We start from the raw sequence: 16,928 nt of genomic DNA, 5'->3' as shown, positions 1-16,928 counted from the left end.
CCTCACGGCTCGTTGTGGGCGATCCGCGCCGCCGCGGCCGCCGCCACGCCGGCCACCAGATCGTCCAGGAAGGTCTGCACCCGGCCCTGGCTCTTCTGGTTGTTCAGCCGCTCGATGACGCCCAGCTTCACCTTGTCCAGGTACCCGAAGTTGGTCAGGCCGATGGAGCCGTACACGTTGGTGATGGCCAGCGCCAGGACCTCGTCGACCCCGTAGAGGGGCTCGTCGGTGCGGAGGATCGACAGCAGCGGCTCCTCCAGCAGCCCCTGCTCGGCCGCCTCGTCCAGGGCGATGCCCGTCAGCAGGGCGTGCTGCACCTCGCGCTTGGCGATGACCGCCTCGACGCTGGCTTCGCACTGCTCCAGTGTGATGCCCGGCACGTACTTCTCCTGGATGGTGCGGACGATCTCCGCGATGTCCCGCAGGGTCACGCCCCGGCGCTCGAGGCGCCGGACCACCTCGGCCCGGTAGTCGACCCGCAGGCGCACCGGCTCCGGCATCTTGGGCGCTTGTTCGGCCAACGGGCTTCCCTCCTCGTCGGCCCGCCTCCGGCGGGCCCCCCACGCCGGTTCTCCCGGCCTCCCGGGCTCCCGGCCTCCTGCATCCTGCCTTCGGCCCTGTGGCGGCTCCCGGCTGCGGCCCCATGCCGACGCGAACGGCCGGGTCGACCGGTGGACGGCTGCCGACCGGCCCCGGTCCCCGGCACCGCACGGGACCGGGGATGGCACCGTGCCCTTCCCGACGCACCCCGGGGTCAGTGGTCGTCCAGGTAGAACCCGTCGTCGCCCACCACCCGGGCCAGGTCCTGCAGGAGCTCGGGCCGCGGCGTCACCCAGTACTGGGCGTCGACCTGCAGGGCGTGCTGGCGCCCGGGGAAGACCAGGACCACCGGCGAGGTGCCCGGGTACCGCTGGCAGGCGCCGCGCACCTGGGCCAGCACCCCCTCGACGGCCTCGGCGTCGCCGCCCGCCGGCAGCGCCACCACCAGCCGCTTGCCCGTCACCAGGGGCCAGATCGCCTCCGCCACCACCTTGGGGGGTTCCTCTTCCTCCCGGCGGTCGACCCGGCCCCGGACGACGACGACCGCGTCCTCCTGCAGGGCCTCCGCCGCCTCGGCGTAGGTCCGCGGGAAGACCACCACCTCCACCGAACCCTCCAGGTCCTCCAGCTGCACGAAGGCCATCAACTCGCCGCCGCGGGTGGTGATGCGCCGCACCCCCTGGACCAAGCCGCCCACCTGGACCCGGGCGCCGTCCTCCCGCTCCGCCAGCTGGCGGGTGGTGGCCGTCACCCGCCGGGCCAGCTCCCGCTCGTAGTGGGCCAGCGGATGGCCCGACAGGTAGAGGCCCAGGACCTCCTTCTCCATGGCCAGCTTCCGGTTCGGGGGCCACTCGTCCACGGGCGGCAGCGGGGTGACGTCGTCCCCCCACAGGGCGGCGGCCGCATCGGCCACAGGGCCATTCGACCCGGCCGGTGCCACCGCCGAGGATCCGGTCGCCCCGTCCCCGGCGGCGCCGGTCGCCCCGTCCACCGCAGCCTGCCCGGGGCCGGTTCGTCCGGACGAACCGGCCCCGGCCGCGGCGTTCCGCCCCCGCCCCCCGGCAGGGGCCGCCCCGTCGCGGCCCACCGGCCCCCCGGTGGCAGCCCCGGGGCCACCGCCCGTCCCCGCGGCGGCCCCCTGCCGGCCGCCCGTCGCGGATCCCGCCCCCGCCAGCGCGGCGGTCAGGTCCAGCAACGAGACCTGGCCCGTCTCCCGCTCCCTCTGCCAGCGCTGGGCCCGCTCCATGACCTCCTCGAGGCCAGCCAGCAGCCGCGCCCGGGGGTGACCCAGGCAGTCGAAGGCGCCGGCCTTGATCAGGCTCTCCAGGGCCCGCCGGTTCACCTGGCGCAGGTCCACCCGGCGGCAGAAGTCGTCCAGGGAGCGGAAGGGCCCCCCCGCCTCCCGCGCGGCCACGATGGACTCGATGGCGCCGAAGCCCACGTTCTTCACCGCCGCCAGACCGTAGCGGATCGCCTGGCCGCCCGGCCCCCGGGGGTCGGGCACCACGGTGAAGCGGGCCTGGCTCTCGTTGATGTCCGGCGGCAGCACCGGGATGCCGAGGCGCCGGCACTCGCCGATGTATTCCGCCACCCGGTCGGCGTTGCTCATCACGCTGCTCAGGGTGGCGGCCATGTAGGGCGCCGGGTAGTGGGTCTTGAGGTAGGCGGTGACGTAGGCCAGGTAGCCGTAGGCGGCGGAGTGGCTCTTGTTGAACCCGTAGCCGGCGAAGTACTCCATCAGGTCGAAGATGCGCTCGGCCAGCTGGCGGTCGATGCCCTTGGCCGCCGCCCCGGCCAGGAACTTCTCCCGCTGCTTCTGCATCTCCTCGGGCTTCTTCTTGCCCATGGCCCGCCGCAACAGGTCGGCCTCGCCCAGCGTGAAGCCCGCCATCACGCTGGCGATCTGCATGACCTGCTCCTGGTAGACGATGGTCCCGTAGGTCTCCTTCAGGATCGGCTCGAGCCACGGGTGCGGGTACTCCACCGGCACCTGGCCGTGCTTGCGCTTGATGAAGTCGTCCACCATGCCGCTGCCCAGCGGGCCCGGGCGGAAGAGGGCGACGGCGGCGATCAGGTCCTCGATGCTGGACGGCTTGAGGGACCGCAGCATCTGGGTGAAGCCCGACGACTCCACCTGGAACATGGCCGCGGTCTCGCCCCGGCTCATGGCCTCGAAGGTGGCCCGGTCGTCCAGGGGGATGTCCTTGACCCGGAAGGGACGGGCGGGGGCGGTGGGCGTGGGGCCGTCCCCGGCCGTCGCCGGGCCCCGGGCCGCGACCGCCAGGCCGTGGGCCGGATCGGATCCGGCGGCCCGCCGAGGACCGGCCCCTTCACCCCGGCGGCGGCCGCCGCCTCCCGTCAGCCCGTTGCCCGCGCCGCCCGTCGGCCCGCCGCCATCGCCCATCGGCCCGCTGCCGGGATCGCCCGTCGGCCGGCCAGCGGCGTCGCCGGCCGCGCCGCTGTCCGCGTCGCCCGCCGGGGAGTGCCCGGGGCCCGCCGCGCCGGGGCCGGGTTCGTCCGCCAAGACGTCCCGCGCCCCGGTGGCGTTGATCAGCGCCTCGGTCTCCTGGATCACGTGCAGGGTGCGGAGGCCGAGGAAGTCCATCTTCAGGAGGCCCAGCTCCTCCAGGGTGGTCATGGGGAACTGGGTGACGGTGGAGCCGTCCTGCATGCGCTGCAGGGGCACGTGCTCCATCAGGGGGTCGCGGCCGATCACCACGCCGGCGGCGTGGACCGAGGCGTGGCGGGGCATCCCCTCCAGCTTGCGGGCCATGTCCACCAGCTGGCGGACCACCGGCTGCTGCTCGTAGGCCTGGCGGAGCTCCGGGCTCGCCTCCAGCGCCTGGTCCAGGGTGATGCCCAGCTGGGCCGGCACCATCTTGGCGATCTTGTCCACCTCGCCGTAGGGCAGGCCCATGACCCGCCCCACGTCGCGGATCACCGCCCGCGCCAGCATGCGGCCGAAGGTGATGATCTGGGCCACCCGGTCGCGCCCGTACTTGCGGACCACGTAGTCGATGACCTCGTCCCGCCGGTGGTCGTCGAAGTCGATGTCGATGTCGGGCATGGTCACCCGCTCGGGGTTCAGGAACCGCTCGAAGAGCAGGTTGTAGCGCAGCGGGTCGATGTCCGTGATCCCGAGGACGTAGGCCACCAGGCTGCCCGCCGCCGAGCCCCGGCCGGGCCCGACGGCGATCCCGTTGCGGCGGGCGTAGTCGACGAAATCCCACACGATCAAGAAGTAGGCCGGGTAACCCATCCGGGTGATGACCTCGAGCTCGTGGTTGAGCCGGTCCCACACCTCGCTGCCGGCGTCGGGATAGCGCTCGGGCAGCTTGGTCTCGCACAGGTAGCGCAGGTAGGAGGCGGCGTCGTGCCCCTCCGGCACCTCGTAGTGGGGCAGGAGGAACCGGCCGAACTCGAACTCCAGCTCGCAGCGCTCGGCCAGCTTGACCGTGTTCGCCAGGGCCTCGGGCACGTCGCGGAAGACCGCCGCCATCTCCTCCGGGCTCTTGAGGTAGAACTCCGACCCCTCGAAGCGCATGCGGCTGGGGTCGTCGAGGGTCTTGCCGGTCTGGATGCAGAGCAGCACCTCGTGGGCGGCGGCGTCCTCGCGGTGCAGGTAGTGGACGTCGTTGGTCGCCACCACGGGCACGTCGAACCGCCGGGCCAGCTCCAGGATGCGGGCGTACGCCCGCCGCTCCTCGGGCAGGCCGTGGTCCTGGATCTCGAAGTAGAAGCGGTCGCCGAAGACCTCCAGGTACCAGCGCACGGCGCGGAGCGCCTCTTCGTCCCGCCCCTCCAGGAGCAGCCGCGGGATCTCGCTGCCGATGCACCCCGACGTGACGATCAGGCCCTCGCTGTGCTCGGCCAGCAGCTCCTTGTCGGCCCGCGGCTTGTAGTAGAACCCCTCGGCGTAGGCCCGGGAGACGATCTTGATCAGGTTGCGGTACCCCGTCTCGTCCTGCGCCAGGGCCAGCAGGTGGTAGGACTGGTCGTCCACCTTGGGCTCGCGGTCGTGGCGGGTGCGCCGCGCCAGGTAGAGCTCGCAGCCGATGATGGGCTTGATGCCGTGCTGCTTGCACGCCTTGTAGAAGTCGATGGCCCCGTACATGACGCCGTGGTCCGTCAGGGCCAGGGCGGGCATGCCCAGCTCCGCCGCCCGGGCGGCCAGCTCGCCGACGCGGGCGGCGCCGTCCAGCAGGCTGTACTCGCTGTGGACGTGCAGGTGGACGAAGGGCTGCATCGCCACCCCTCCGGTCTCGCGGTTCCTGTCCACCTTCGCCAGAGAGCCGTCTCCCCCTTCGTGGGCCGGGGTCTGGGACGCGACCGCGCGGCCGGCGCCCCCGGGAGCCTCGACCGCGGCCGGCATCCCGCCCCCGGGACCTGGGACGCGACCGGCCGGCTGAAGCCCCCGCGAGCCTCGGCCGCGGCTGGGGCCCCCGCGAGCCTCGGCCGCCGCCGGCGCACTGGTACCCCCGGGATGCGCCGGGGTCGGCACGCTGGCGGCCCGCACCCGCATCCCTGCGGGGCGGGAGGGCCGCGTTGCCTTATCCCGATTAAGCCAATTAAAATTATCGGCAATGGCCGTGGCCGGGACGTCGGCCGACGACCGGCCCAGGTCCCGGGACGGGACGTCAGCCAGCCGCTGGACGCGCTCCCACTGCCGGATCGACGCCCAGGGCCGGATCGACGGCCCTGGACCGAGACGGTCGGGGACGAACCGGCCGGTCGGGGGCGCCTCTGCGGCGCGTCCTCCGGCGCGTCCTCCGGACACGCACCGAGGGTCCCGGTGGCCCATAGGGTGGTCCGTGACCTGCGCCCGCCGCCCACGGGACCGCGGCGGGCCTCCACCGGCCCGGCGGCCGCCTCGGCCGCGGGCGCGAGGCCGGCGACCACCGCGCCGCACCACCTCGCCGGACGGGCGGACCGCACCGCACGAACCCACGCCCCCCGCCGGTCCTGGGGCCTTGGGGAGGTGGCAACCCTTGCACCGCTTGCTGGTCTTCGCCCTGGTCGGGCTCGTCGCCCAGCTGGTCGACGGCGCCCTGGGCATGGCCTACGGGGTGACGTCGTCCTCGCTGCTGCTGCTCTACGGCCTGACCCCCGCGGCCGCCTCCGCCTCGGTCCACCTGGCGGAGACCATCACCACGGCCCTGTCGGGGTTCGCCCACTGGCGGCTGGGCAACTGGCACAAGCCGACCCTGCGGGGACTGGTGCTGCCGGGCGCCGTCGGCGCCTTCCTCGGGGCCGTGCTGCTGTCGTCGCTGCCGGCGGCGCGGGTCCGGCCCCTGGTGGCCGGGTTCCTCCTGATCCTGGGCGTCTACATCCTCGTGCGGTTCGCGCTGGCTTCGACCCCCCGCCGTCCGCGGCCACCTCGCATCCGGCTCCGCTACGTGGTGCCCCTGGGCTTCGTGGCGGGCCTGCTGGATGCGACGGGCGGCGGCGGGTGGGGGCCCATCGCGACGCCGGCGCTGATGGTGCGGGGGACGCTGCCGCCCCACCAGGTGGTGGGCTCGGTCTCCATCGCCGAGTTCGCCGTCGCCCTCTCCGCGACCCTGGGTTTCTCGCTGAGCCTGGGGTGGGAGGCGGTGGCGTGGGCCCAGGTGGCCGCCCTGGTGGCCGGCGGCGCGGTGGCGGCCCCGCTGGCGGCCTGGATGGCCCGCAAGCTGCCCGCGCAGGTGCTGGGGGTGCTGGTGGGCACGGCGGTGCTGCTGGTGAACCTGCGCACCCTCTTCGGCGCCGCCGGCGTCACCGGCCTGGCGCGGGCGGCCGGCTACGTGGTGGTGGCCGCCGCATGCGGCGGGCTGCTGGTGCAGGTGGCGGTCCGCAGCCGCCGGACGACCGTCTCCCAGGTCCAGCACCCGGCCACCGACTGAGCGGAGCCGGCCGGCCCCGGCCGGTCGGCGCCTGGCTGGCCGGCCACGTCTGCACCCCGCACCCCCACGCCAACGGGGGCCGGGAACGCCGTCGCCTACGACCGGGAACGCCGCCGCCGGGCCGCGCCCCACTGCCTGCGGCCCGACGGCGCGCTCCGTTGGCGAGTTCCGGCACCGCCGTCGGGCCCACCGCCGCCGGGCCGGCGCCGCGGCGGCCGGATCCCCGTCCCGGGGACCCGGTGGCACCGAGGCCGCCGCATCCCCGACCAGGGCCCCCACCTCGCCGCGGCCACCCGCGGGCGTCGCCGAGCCGGGTTCAGACGCCGCCGTCAGCCGTCGGGACCGCCACCCCGGCCGTCCCCTCGTGCACCCGCTGCCCGTTGACCTCGACGGCGTAGTGGATGGCCGCGGTGCGGCCGATCATGGCGCTGACGCCGCAGTACTTCTGCTGGCTCAGCGTCACGGCCCGCACCGCCCGCTCGGGGTCGAGACCGTGCCCCTCCAGCCGGTACACCAGCCGCACCCGCGTGAACACCTTGGGGTGCTCCGCGGACTCCTCCGCCTCCAGGTCCACGGTCAGCGCGCCCAGGGGCTGCCGCATCTTGTGGAGGATCTCCACCACGTCGACGGCGGTGCAGCCGCCCAACCCCAGCAGCACCAGGTCCTTGGGCGACGGCGCCACCCGCCGCTCCCCCTCCCGCGGCGGCCCCTGGAACGGCACCTCCAGGCCCAGATCGTTGGCGCCGACGTAGTGGCTGCCTTCCTTCCAGCGCACCGTGCCCCGCTTCATGGGCATTCCTCCGATCGCCGGGCCCGCCGCCGGTCGGCCCGCGCCGCCCCCGCCGCGCCCTCCGGCCTCAGGCGCAGAAGCGGTCGAAGGCGGCCTTGAGGTCGGCGGCCACCTCCTCCGGCGTGCGGTTCTCGATGTCGCTGCGGTGGAGCATGTACACCAGCTGTCGGCCCTTGAGCAGGGCGATGGACGGCGAGGACGGCGGCTGCCCCGTGAAGTACTCCCGCATGCGGGCCGTCGCCTCGCGGTCCTGGCTGGCGAACACCGTCAGCCAGCGCTGGGGCCGCCGCGGGTGCTCGAGGGCCATGGCCACCGCCGGGCGGGCGATGCCGCCGGCGCAGCCGCACATGGAGTTGACCACCACCAGGGTCGTGGTGTCGTCTTCGGCCTCGGCCATGGCCTGATCCACCTCATCAGGCGTCCGCAGCTCCTTGAAGCCCAGGCGCACCAGCTCCTCGCGCATGGGCGCGAAGAACATGTCGAGCATCTCCATGCTCATGGGGATCCCTCCCTCTCGCCGGCCCCTGCCGGGGTGCGGCGCTTGCTGGCCTCTCGGCACCGCCGCCTGCAGGCTCGCCCCCAGTCCGCCCCCTCCGTCACGACCCCGCCGTGGGCGCCGGCTGCACCGGCCGCTCCGTCACCCGATGCACCAGCTCCACGAGCCGTCGCAGGTGGTCGACGGGGGTCTCGGGCAACACGCCGTGGCCCAGGTTGAAGATGTGCCCGGGCCGTCCCGCCGCCCGGCGCAGCACGTCGCGCGCCAACTCCTCCACCTGGGCGAAGGGCGCCAGCAGGGCCGCCGGATCGAGGTTGCCCTGGATCGCCCGCTGCGGACCGATGGCCGCCCAGGCCCGATCCAGGTCAACCCGCCAGTCGACGCCGACCACCTCCGCCCCGGCCTCGGCCATCAGCGGCAGCAGGGCCGCGGTCCCCGTTCCGAAGTGGATCCGCGGCACCCCGAGGTCCGCCAGGCCCTCGAGCACGCGGCGCGAGTAGGGCAGGACGAACCGGCGGTACGCCGCGGGCCCGAGGCCGCCCACCCAGGAGTCGAACAGCTGCACCGCCTGGACGCCGGCCTCCACCTGGGCCCGCAGGTACTCCAGCACCGTCTCCGCCAGCCGCTCCATCAGCCCGTGCCAGAAGGCGGGATCGCCGTACATCAGCGCCCGGGTGCGACGGAACTCCCGCGACGGCCGCCCCTCGACCAGGTAGCAGGCCAGGGTGAAGGGCGCGCCGGCGAAGCCGATCAGCGGCACCCGCTCCCCCAGCGCCCGCCGCACCAGCCGCACCGTCTCCAGCACCGGGGCCAGTTCGTCCCGGGGGTCGAACCGGCGCAGCCGCCCCAGGTCCGCGGCCGACGCCAGCGGCCGGCCCACCACCGGCCCCACCCCGGGCTCGATGCGGTAGTCGACGCCCAGGGGCTTGAGCGGCGTCATGATGTCGGCGAAGAGGATGGCCGCGTCGACCCCCAGCCGCTCCACGGGCATCACGGTGATCTCGGCGCAGAGGTCCGGGTGCTGCATGAGCTCCTCGAACCCGTAGCGCCGCCGCAGCGCCCGGAACTCCGGGAAGATGCGGCCCGCCTGGCGCATGAACCAGACGGGCGTCCGGTCCACGGGCTGCCGCCGGCAGGCGGCGAGGAAGCGCTGGTTGGGCGTCAACGGGACCCCTCCTGGCCGTCGACGGATCTACTGCCATTGTAGCACCCCGTCCCCCGCACCCTGCGGACGTTAAAGCAGGTTGGCCGGGACCGGTCCCTCGACCTGGTGCCGGCCAAAGAGCTCGGGGGGCCACCCGGGCCAGGGCTTACCACTGCACAACGCGCGCCCCGGTGCGTCTTGCGATGCCGCGGTCGTTCGTCAGCAAGTGGACGTCCTCGTCCCCCGACGCCCTGGCCGCAAGGTACCCATCCACGAAGTCGAGCTGCCCTGCCGCATGGTGGCGGAGTCCGGCCAGGACGGCCTCTTCGCCTTCCACGTCGACCTCAGGGGCGCGGATGAACTGGAGAAGGGCCGCGACCACCTCGGCAGGACGGTAGCGGTAGGCGCCTTCTAGGACATAGAGCGCCTCGGCCACCACGACGGGCGTGACGAGCAGCCGGTGCCCGGCGCTGATCGCCCGTTCCAAGGTCCGGTCGAGCGCCTCGAGGCGCTCGTGAAGGTGGGCGGCCTGCGGGTTCGCCAGGATGTGGTCGCGAGCCAGGCAATACACGATGACGTTGGCGTCGAGCAACCAGGTGCTCACGGGCTATTCCCTCACCCGGTCCTCGACCGGTTCCCGGCCCGCGGCCGCCTGCGCCAGCGCCTGTGCGCCCGGCCCGTCCAGGCCATGCTTTTCGGCCCACCGCCGAGCCCGGGATGCACGGATCGCTTCCCGCGCCTCCCCAGTGTCCACGGGCCGATCGATCTTCAGCACGCTGCCCAGCTCCTTGAGACTCCGCGGCCGCGGCAGCGGGTACAGCACGATCTCGCCCTCGCCGTTGACGTACACGAGCACGTCGTCCCCCTCCTCCAGACCGACGCGCTCGCGGATCGCCTTGGGCAGGGTCATCTGCCCCCTCTGGAGGATCTTCACCACGGCCACGGCGCGATCACCTCGGGTCCCCACGATACCACCTCGCTGGATGAGACTCAAACAAGTCGCTTTCTGTTCGGAGTATATGCATCATCGTCAGATTCCAATCGTCCCTGAGCGGCCGCGGCAGCCAAGATCGGCACCGCGGGCCATGGGATGATCGGCGCAGGGCGGGGAAACGGGTGCGAGCCGTGGCGGCCGCACGGCTCCAGGGCCTCGGCCGGCTCGCGCTGCCGGCGTCCTTTCGGAAGGCTACTCTCGCCCTACGGCGGTGGGCGGCGTGGCGTCTAGAACGGCTTGGCAACGAGCGGCGTCCTCTCGAGGCTCGCCGCACCGAGATACCGCCCCAGCCGCTCCACCTCCGCCGCCACTGCCCGCTGGATGGACCGGTTCCAGCGCTCGTACGCCGGCTCGAGAGCGAGGCGGTGCACGACGAGGGTGCGGGTGACCTGACGGAACTCCAGGTCGATGCGGCCCACCAGGCGGTTCCGGTACAACACCGGCATGGTGTACGGCCCGTAGCGCCGTTTGGCGGCCGGGATGTAGATCTCCCACGTATAGTCGAAGCCGAACAGGTCACGCACCCGGCTCCGGCGCCAGAGCAGGTTGTCCAGGGGCGGGAGGAACCTGGCGCTGCGGGACTCCGGTAGCTCGCCGGCGGATTCCAGCCGCTCGCGGTCCTCCGCCGCCGCGTAGTAGGGCCGCTTGACACCCTCGATCTCGACGCGCACCCACTCCCCGACAGCAACCCGCCGCTCCGCCTCCTCCCGCCGCCGGGGCGCAGGCCAGCGGTGCCAGCCGAAATACGGGTCCCCGGGGTCGAACAGGACCATGGCCTGGGCGTAGTGCCGGATTCGCTGCTCTGCGGCTTCGCCGGCGTCCAGTTGCCGGACCAGCACCTCCTTCGGCAAGACCCGCTCGGGCAGATCGTAGGTGCGCTCGTTGCCCCGCCGGGAGCGGACCACCAGTCGGCCTTCCTCCCACAGGTGCTGCAGGGCTTGGCTGACGGCCCGGGTGGCCGGCACGTCCCGGTCCCAGTAGCCGATGACCCGCTCGCCCGAGTCGATCCGCCGCGGGGACACAGCGCCCCCCGTCGCCACCATCTCCAGGATTCGCCCCATCCACTCCCGGACGGCGGGGTCGAGCCGGTCGGCCGACACCGTCCGGAAAGCCGGCCGGAAGGCGGGATACCAGCTCACGGGCAGGGCGCAGCGGGCGTGGCACCAGGCCTCGAACACCTGGCCCGCGTCGTAGAGTTCCTCGAACAGGGCGGGACGGTAGCCTGGCAGGCGGTTGAAGAAGACCAGGTGGTGGTTGCGCTCCACCACGTTGACGGGATCCAGCTGCACCGCACCGAGCCGGGTCAGGACGGCGAGCACGTCCCCGGCGGTGGCCGTGCGGCGACGGGTCCCGGCCGCCGCATCCGAAAGTCCTGCGCCACCCCCGGCGGGGTCACCGCCGTCGGCCGGACCGGGAGCCGACGGCACCGCGGACGGGTGTCGAACCGCAGGCACTGGGGCCGGCGTGGCACGCCCCAGCAAGCCCAGACGTTCCAGCAAGAAGTTGGCGGCCGCCTGCCGGCTGACCCGCACCACCCGCCCGTCGCGACCACCGGCGTGCCGCCCCGCGGCCGGTGCCCGCCCCGTCATCGCCCGCCTCCCGGGCCGCCGGCCCTGGCCGCGGCAGCGCAGCCCGGGCGCTTCCCTGCCCGCTGGCGGCGGTGGTCCTGGCCGTCCATCACGTCGGCACCTCCGATGCGCTTCCCAAACTCTTGTTCGGCGGAAAGGTCCGCAGGACCTGCCGGATCGCGTCGTCGCGCCGGCCGTGCGGACCGGTCCCTGGACGTCCGCTGCGTCTAGCCTACAAGCCCGCCCCTGTCGTGCTACCGCCGGCGATGCCCGCTCGCATCGTCGGCGGCCGGGCGTCTGCCGGAGACCGTTCCTTCCGACGACCTTTCACCATTCCGCCATCCCTGCTCCCAGGCGCCTGAGGTGGCGGTCGTTGGAGGCGACCCGGTAGGGCTCGGCATGGGACCGCGAGGCCAGGTAGCCGTCCACGAAATCGAGCTTCTTCGAGTGCCGGCTCAGGGCATACAGGACGTGTGCCTCATCCTCGCACTCCACGCCGGCCAAGGCCAGCACCCGCTCGACGAGGCGGGCCGCTTCGCGGGGGTGCAGGTCGAGTCGAATCCCATGAGGACCAGCAACGTCTCGAACCCCACGACGGGCGTCACCACCAGGGTCGCCTCGCCCCGCGCGCCCGCTCAAAAAGGCCCCGGACCCGCTCGCGAACCGAATCGCTCGGCGCCCGATCGGGAGCGAGCAGGTAGATGATGAGGTTCGTATCGAGCAGCCACCGCTCCGTCACGAGGCGTCCCTCGCCGGCGTTGCGTCTCGGCAGGCGACGGCCGCTTGCGGCCTGCGCTGGCTCTCGCGCCAGGCTTCGGCGTACTCGCTGGCGGCCCGCTCCAGGGCGTCCGCCAGCGACCGGCCCCCCGTATCCTTCAGGGCCCCTGCGACTTCGTCGATCGACCGCGGCGCAGGCAGCGGGTGCAGGACGATGTCGCCGGCCTCGTTGACGTAACAGACCATTTTCCGCCCTTCGGCAATGCCGAGGGCCTGACGGATCCCGACCGGCAGGGTCACCTTCCCCCGGCGACCAACGCGGAGGATCGCCACGAGCCCCTCACCTCGCCTCGCCATTGTCGGCGGGCCCCTCCCTGGTGTCAACGTTGGTGCAGCGAATTCGGAACCGGGGTGGGGTGGTCCACCCATTGGAACATGGTGCACGCTCCGCGTCTGGTGCCGCGACGCCGGGCATAGACTTGGGGGGAGGGATCCCACCGTGACGCGCCTGTCCCTTGGGCATCTGATCTACGTGGCCTGCATCGCCGCGGGGATCGTGGTCGGTGGCTCCCTGGCGGGGGGCCTGGCGCGGCTGCTGTTCGTCCAGGTCCCGCTGGATGCCCCGAGCAGCCTGCCCGTGGGCTCGCTGCCCGACCTGGCCAACCGGCTGAAGATGTGGGGGACCTTCGCCGCCCTGGGCGGCTCCATGACCGCCCTGCAGAACCTGGAGTCGGGGATCCTCGGCCGGTCCTTCGGCGTGGCGGCGACCCAGCTGCTGCTGATCCTGAGCGCCTTCACGGGCGCCCATCTGGCCTACGTGGCCCTTCGCTACCTGGCCGGGGCGCCGCCCGATGCATGAGGGCGGCGGCCGCGCCTCCGCCCCGGGATCGTCGGCTGGCGCGGCCCCACGGTCCCGCCCCGCGGCCGCCCGTCCACGCGGCCACCGGGACGGGTCCCACCGGCCCCGGAGCCCCAACGCCCGGCCCCCGGATCCGAGCCGGAGCCGGACGGCGGTGCGCCCCGGCCTGGCACGCAACCGAGGAGGGAGCCTCGTGCCCCCTTCCCCGCCCCTGCGCCTGCTGTCCGCCCTGGCCGTGGGCGCCTTCCTGGGTGCCATCCTCACCCTGCCCCTGGCGGCGCGGCGGGTTGACACCCTCACCCTCCTGGCCACGGACCTCTTGCGCGAGCTGGCCGAGGCGGAGAACGAGCTGGCCCGCCTGCGGGAGGACCCGCCGGGGTCCGTGGTGGTGTACGAGACGCGGCTCGAGCTGGTGGACGGTCGCGGGCAGCGCCTGCCCCAGGCCACGGAGATCGTCCTGCGGCAGCAGCTGGAGCCCTTCGCCCAGCGGCTGGTGGGCGAGAACGTGTACGATCTCAGCCCGGCGGTGGTGCGGGACCTCTTCGACCAGCGGCGGCTGCAGGTGGACGAGACCCTCTACCGGGTCACGGTGGAGAGCATGGTGCTGGGGCCCCGCTCGCTCCTCCGGCTGCGGGTGGAACCGGTGCCCACCGCCCCGGGGACCGGCAACCGGAACGGGACGGGGTAGGCCTAAGACGGCACGTCCGGCGCCGCGGGGTAGGCCTAAAACGGTACGCCCGACGCCGGGGGTAAGGCCCAAAAAAAAAAAGCGCGTCCGGCGCCGGGCGGAAGAGCACGGCCGCGAAGCCGTCGATGCAGGCGGCAGCCTCCGAGCCCGACCCCCCCGCCCTAGACGAGGGCCCGGACCAGCTCCTTGAACCGCCGCCCGCGCTCGGCGTAGTCGCGGAACATGTCGTAGCTGGCGCAGGCCGGGGAGAGCAGCACCACGTCACCGGGTCGCGCCAGCCGCCGCGCCTCCCGCACCGCCTCGTCCAGCGACCCGACCCGCCGTACCACCGGCCCCCTGCCCTCGCGCGCAGCCGCCGCCTCGATCCCCCGCTGGATGGCGTCGGCCGTCTGGCCCAGCAGGACCACGGCCCGGGCCCGGCGGCACACCGCCGGCCCCAGGGGGTCGAAGGGGATGCCCTTGTCGTAGCCGCCGGCGATCAGCACCACGGGCTCGCTGAAGGACTCCAGGGCGGCCAGGGTGCGGTCCGGGGCGGTGGCGATGGAGTCGTTGTAGTACCGCACGCCGTCGAGTTCCCGCACCAGCTCCAGGCGGTGCTCCACCCCGGGGAAGGCCGCGGCCGCCTGCGCCATGGCCTCGGGCGGGGCGCCCGCCACCCACCCCGCGAGGATGGCCGCCAGCGCGTTCAGGCGGTTGTGGGCGCCGCGCAGCCGCATGGCGCGCCCGTCCAGCAGGCGGCGTTCTTCCCGTCCGTCCCAGAACACCAGGTGATGGCCGTCCAGGTAGCCGGCCCGCACCGGCCCGCCCCGCCGACTGGCCTCCCGCTCCGCCAGCTGCCGCGCCACCCGGGCCGAGGCGGCGAAGACCGCCACGTGGCCCGGCGCCCGCGGTGCCAGTTCGGCGGGGGCCGGGTCGTCCCCGTTCAACACCGCCCAGCCGTCGGGCTGCTGCAGCTCCACGATGCGGGCCTTCGCGGCGGCGTAGGCCTCCATGCTGCCGTGGACGTCCAGGTGATTGGGCCGCAGGTTGAGGTACACCGCCACGTGGGGCGCCCGGTGGCAGAGCTCCAGCTGGAAGCTGGAGAGCTCGAGGACCACCAGGGCCTCGGGCGGGATGCGGTCCACCTCTTCGATCAGCGGACGGCCGATGTTGCCGCCGACGTAGACGGGACGGTCCTCGAGGGGGCCGCCCGGGGTCGCCGCCTGCCGCAGCCCCTCGCCGATCAGGGAGGTGGTGGTGGTCTTCCCGGCGCTGCCGGTGACGCCGATCACCGTCGCCCGGCAGCGCTCGAGGAACAGGTCCACCTCCCCGCGGATCCGGGCCCCTGCCGCCCGGGCGGCCCGGATCTCGGGCAGATCCTTCTTCATGCCGGGGGTGAGGAACACGGTGGCGAAGGGACGCTCCACCAGGACCCGCAGGTAGTCCGGGCCCAGGTGGAGTTCGACCCCTGCCTCCCCGAGGGCGCGGATCTCGGGATCGGCCTGCTCGGGCGGCTGGCGGTCGCAGCCCACGACCGCCACGCCGTGGGCCCGAAGATACCGCACCAGGGCGCGGTTGCTGCGACCGAGCCCCACCACCGCCACGGGCCCGGGGACGATGGCCTCGCCCCCGGCGGTGGGGACGATCCCCGACGCCGGGAAGGCCCCTCCGGCCGGGCCCACCGTCCCCCGCGGCCCAGAGCCAGGGGCCGCGCCGGGCCCGAGCCGCGGCCGCGGACCGCCGACCGGTTCCTCCGCCGGCCCCTCGGCCCGGGACGGCGACCGCGCGGGGACCGGCCGGTTCGTCCCGGATCCGCCTGCCGCTCCCACCTTCTCCACGCCCGGCTCCCCCACGGAGTCGGCATCCGGCGCCGCCGCGCCCCGACCCCACCCCTCCGGCGCGTCGCCCCCTACTGGGCGATCCCGTTCGCCGGCCGGCATCAGGCTCCCCCCAGCAGCTGCCCCAGCCGCCGCAGCGCCTCCTCCAGGTCGGCGCGGGCGGTGGCATAGGAGAGCCGCAGGTAGCCCGGCGTCCCGAAGGCCGTGCCCGGCACCACGGCGATGCGAGCGGCCTCGAGCAGCACCTCGGCCAGGGCCACGTCGTCGTCCACCCGCCGGCCGCCGATCTCCCGGCCCAGGAGTCCCCGCACCGACGGGTACACGTAGAATGCGCCCGCCGGCCGCTCCACCGCGATCCCCGGCAGGCTCGAGAGGCCCTCCACCAGCAGATCCCGCCGCTGGCGATACTCCTCGCGCATGGCCGCCACGTCGTCCTGCGGCCCCGTCAAGGCCGCCACGGCCGCCTTCTGGGCCATGGAGTTCACCGCCGAGGTGGCTTGGGACTGGATGGCCGCCATGGCCTGGGCCACCGGCCGCGGCGCCGCCGCCCAGCCGATGCGCCAGCCCGTCATGGCGTAGGCCTTGGACACGCCGTTGATCAGGATCGTCCGCTGGCGGTACTCCGGGCGCAGGGCGGCGATGGAGACGTGCTCGCCCTCGTAGATCAGGTGCTCGTAGAGCTCGTCCGTCACGATCCACAGGTCGGCCTCCGCGGCCACCGCGGCCAGGGCGTCCAGCTCCTCCCGCGTGTAGACGGCCCCGGTGGGATTGTTGGGACTGTTGACGACCACCGCCCGGCTGCGCGGCCCCAGGGCCCGCCGCAAGGCCTCCGGCGTCAGCTTGAAGCCGGTCTCCGGCCCGGTCTCCACGATCACCGGCTCGCCGCCCGCCAGCCGCACCATCTCCGGGTAGGAGACCCAGTATGGCGCGGGGATGATCACCTGGTCCCCGGGATCGCAGATGGCCATGAAGGCGTTGAACAGGGCGTGCTTGCCGCCGGACGAGACCACGATCTCGTCCTCGGCGTACGCCACCCCGTTGTCGCGCCGGTGCTTTTCGGCGATGGCCCGGCGGAGCTCGGCGATGCCGGCGGCGGGCGTGTAGCGGGTGAAGCCGGCCTCGATGGCGGCGACGGCCGCTGCGCAGACGTGGCGCGGCGTGGGGAAGTCGGGCTCCCCGGCGCTGAGGTTGATCACGCGCTCCCCCGCATCCTGGAGCGCCTTGGCACGGGTGTCGATGGCGATGGTGACCGACGGCTGGATCCCTCGGGCGCGCGCGGAAAGGTGCATGGCGGCTCATCCTCTCCCTGGCGTGTCGATCCCCGGCCTGCCGGTGCCGGCCCCCCTCGCGGCGGACGAACCGGCCGCCGCCCGCGGCGCGGACGCCGGCGGCAGCCACCGCCTCCCCCAGGGCGGCGGCGTCCTCCGGTGCCGGGT

General features: G+C 74.0%; 15 protein-coding genes. 3 read left to right on the top strand and 12 right to left on the bottom strand.

Annotation, left to right across the window (positions count from 1 at the left end):
• Positions 1-2: 2 nt before the first annotated feature.
• Together Q5761_RS01665 and dnaE are read right to left on the bottom strand one after the other, a co-directional pair.
• Complete coding sequence (locus tag Q5761_RS01665; protein WP_371413495.1) at positions 3-500, bottom strand: phosphatidylglycerophosphatase A; 498 nt, start codon at positions 498-500, stop codon at positions 3-5.
• 254 nt (positions 501-754) lie between these two features.
• Positions 755-4,786, bottom strand: coding sequence for a DNA polymerase III subunit alpha (gene dnaE, locus Q5761_RS01660; RefSeq protein ID WP_318750940.1), 4,032 nt, complete (start codon positions 4,784-4,786; stop codon positions 755-757).
• A gap of 742 nt (positions 4,787-5,528) precedes the next feature.
• Between dnaE and Q5761_RS01655 the strand changes: the two genes are divergently transcribed.
• A complete protein-coding gene (locus Q5761_RS01655) occupies positions 5,529-6,419 on the top strand; it encodes a sulfite exporter TauE/SafE family protein (protein ID WP_318750939.1) in 891 nt (296 codons plus the stop codon).
• A gap of 316 nt (positions 6,420-6,735) precedes the next feature.
• On the opposite strand, the gene Q5761_RS01650 is transcribed toward Q5761_RS01655, so the two are convergent.
• The 8 genes from Q5761_RS01650 to Q5761_RS01615 form a co-directional block, all read right to left on the bottom strand.
• Entirely contained in the window at positions 6,736-7,209 is a 474-nt protein-coding gene (locus Q5761_RS01650) for an OsmC family protein (protein WP_318750938.1), read from the bottom strand.
• A 67-nt stretch (positions 7,210-7,276) separates the two neighbouring features.
• Positions 7,277-7,708, bottom strand: a complete 432-nt coding sequence (locus tag Q5761_RS01645; protein WP_135224872.1) for a BrxA/BrxB family bacilliredoxin — start codon at positions 7,706-7,708, stop codon at positions 7,277-7,279.
• A gap of 97 nt (positions 7,709-7,805) precedes the next feature.
• The gene (gene hemE / locus Q5761_RS01640) at positions 7,806-8,870 is read right to left on the bottom strand and encodes a uroporphyrinogen decarboxylase (protein WP_318750937.1); all 1,065 of its coding nucleotides are present in this window, start codon (positions 8,868-8,870) and stop codon (positions 7,806-7,808) included.
• Between the two features lie 145 nt (positions 8,871-9,015).
• Complete coding sequence (locus Q5761_RS01635; protein ID WP_318750936.1) at positions 9,016-9,453, bottom strand: PIN domain-containing protein; 438 nt, start codon at positions 9,451-9,453, stop codon at positions 9,016-9,018.
• A gap of 3 nt (positions 9,454-9,456) precedes the next feature.
• Entirely contained in the window at positions 9,457-9,816 is a 360-nt protein-coding gene (locus Q5761_RS01630) for an AbrB/MazE/SpoVT family DNA-binding domain-containing protein (protein ID WP_318750935.1), read from the bottom strand.
• Positions 9,817-10,070: 254 nt separating this feature from the next.
• A complete protein-coding gene (locus Q5761_RS01625; protein WP_318750934.1) occupies positions 10,071-11,432 on the bottom strand; it encodes a winged helix-turn-helix domain-containing protein in 1,362 nt (453 codons plus the stop codon).
• Between the two features lie 306 nt (positions 11,433-11,738).
• Positions 11,739-11,906: a hypothetical protein gene (locus Q5761_RS01620; RefSeq protein WP_318750933.1), complete on the bottom strand. Its 168-nt coding sequence runs from the start codon at positions 11,904-11,906 to the stop codon at positions 11,739-11,741.
• 240 nt (positions 11,907-12,146) lie between these two features.
• Positions 12,147-12,485 carry an AbrB/MazE/SpoVT family DNA-binding domain-containing protein gene (locus Q5761_RS01615; RefSeq protein ID WP_318750932.1) on the bottom strand — a complete coding sequence of 113 codons (339 nt, stop codon included), beginning with the start codon at positions 12,483-12,485 and terminating at the stop codon, positions 12,147-12,149.
• 142 nt (positions 12,486-12,627) lie between these two features.
• On the opposite strand from Q5761_RS01615, the gene Q5761_RS01610 reads away from it, so the two are divergent.
• Positions 12,628-12,987 (top strand): YtrH family sporulation protein, encoded by a 360-nt coding sequence (locus tag Q5761_RS01610; protein WP_135224860.1) that lies wholly within the window; start codon positions 12,628-12,630, stop codon positions 12,985-12,987.
• A gap of 193 nt (positions 12,988-13,180) precedes the next feature.
• Entirely contained in the window at positions 13,181-13,675 is a 495-nt protein-coding gene (locus Q5761_RS01605; RefSeq protein WP_318750931.1) for a hypothetical protein, read from the top strand.
• Between the two features lie 161 nt (positions 13,676-13,836).
• On the opposite strand, the gene murD is transcribed toward Q5761_RS01605, so the two are convergent.
• Positions 13,837-15,507: a UDP-N-acetylmuramoyl-L-alanine--D-glutamate ligase gene (gene murD, locus Q5761_RS01600; RefSeq protein WP_318750930.1), complete on the bottom strand. Its 1,671-nt coding sequence runs from the start codon at positions 15,505-15,507 to the stop codon at positions 13,837-13,839.
• 86 nt (positions 15,508-15,593) lie between these two features.
• Positions 15,594-16,781 carry a pyridoxal phosphate-dependent aminotransferase gene (locus Q5761_RS01595; RefSeq protein ID WP_318750929.1) on the bottom strand — a complete coding sequence of 396 codons (1,188 nt, stop codon included), beginning with the start codon at positions 16,779-16,781 and terminating at the stop codon, positions 15,594-15,596.
• Positions 16,782-16,928: the final 147 nt, after the last annotated feature.

Origin of the sequence: Thermaerobacter composti, from assembly GCF_033582035.1 — a bacterium.
GTDB lineage: Bacteria > Bacillota > Sulfobacillia > Thermaerobacterales > Thermaerobacteraceae > Thermaerobacter > Thermaerobacter composti.
Note: the sequence above shows the minus strand (reverse complement) of the source record. Positions and strands in the feature narration are given on the sequence as shown.

Coding starts and splice junctions, on each gene's coding strand:
- dnaE (WP_318750940.1), bottom strand. CDS start 4,786: ATGCAGCCCTTCGTCCACCTGCACGTCCACAGCGAGTACAGCCTGCTG.
- Q5761_RS01645 (WP_135224872.1), bottom strand. CDS start 7,708: ATGAGCATGGAGATGCTCGACATGTTCTTCGCGCCCATGCGCGAGGAG.
- Q5761_RS01650 (WP_318750938.1), bottom strand. CDS start 7,209: ATGAAGCGGGGCACGGTGCGCTGGAAGGAAGGCAGCCACTACGTCGGC.
- Q5761_RS01665 (WP_371413495.1), bottom strand. CDS start 500: ATGCCGGAGCCGGTGCGCCTGCGGGTCGACTACCGGGCCGAGGTGGTC.
- Q5761_RS01625 (WP_318750934.1), bottom strand. CDS start 11,432: ATGACGGGGCGGGCACCGGCCGCGGGGCGGCACGCCGGTGGTCGCGAC.
- Q5761_RS01615 (WP_318750932.1), bottom strand. CDS start 12,485: ATGGCGAGGCGAGGTGAGGGGCTCGTGGCGATCCTCCGCGTTGGTCGC.
- Q5761_RS01595 (WP_318750929.1), bottom strand. CDS start 16,781: ATGCACCTTTCCGCGCGCGCCCGAGGGATCCAGCCGTCGGTCACCATC.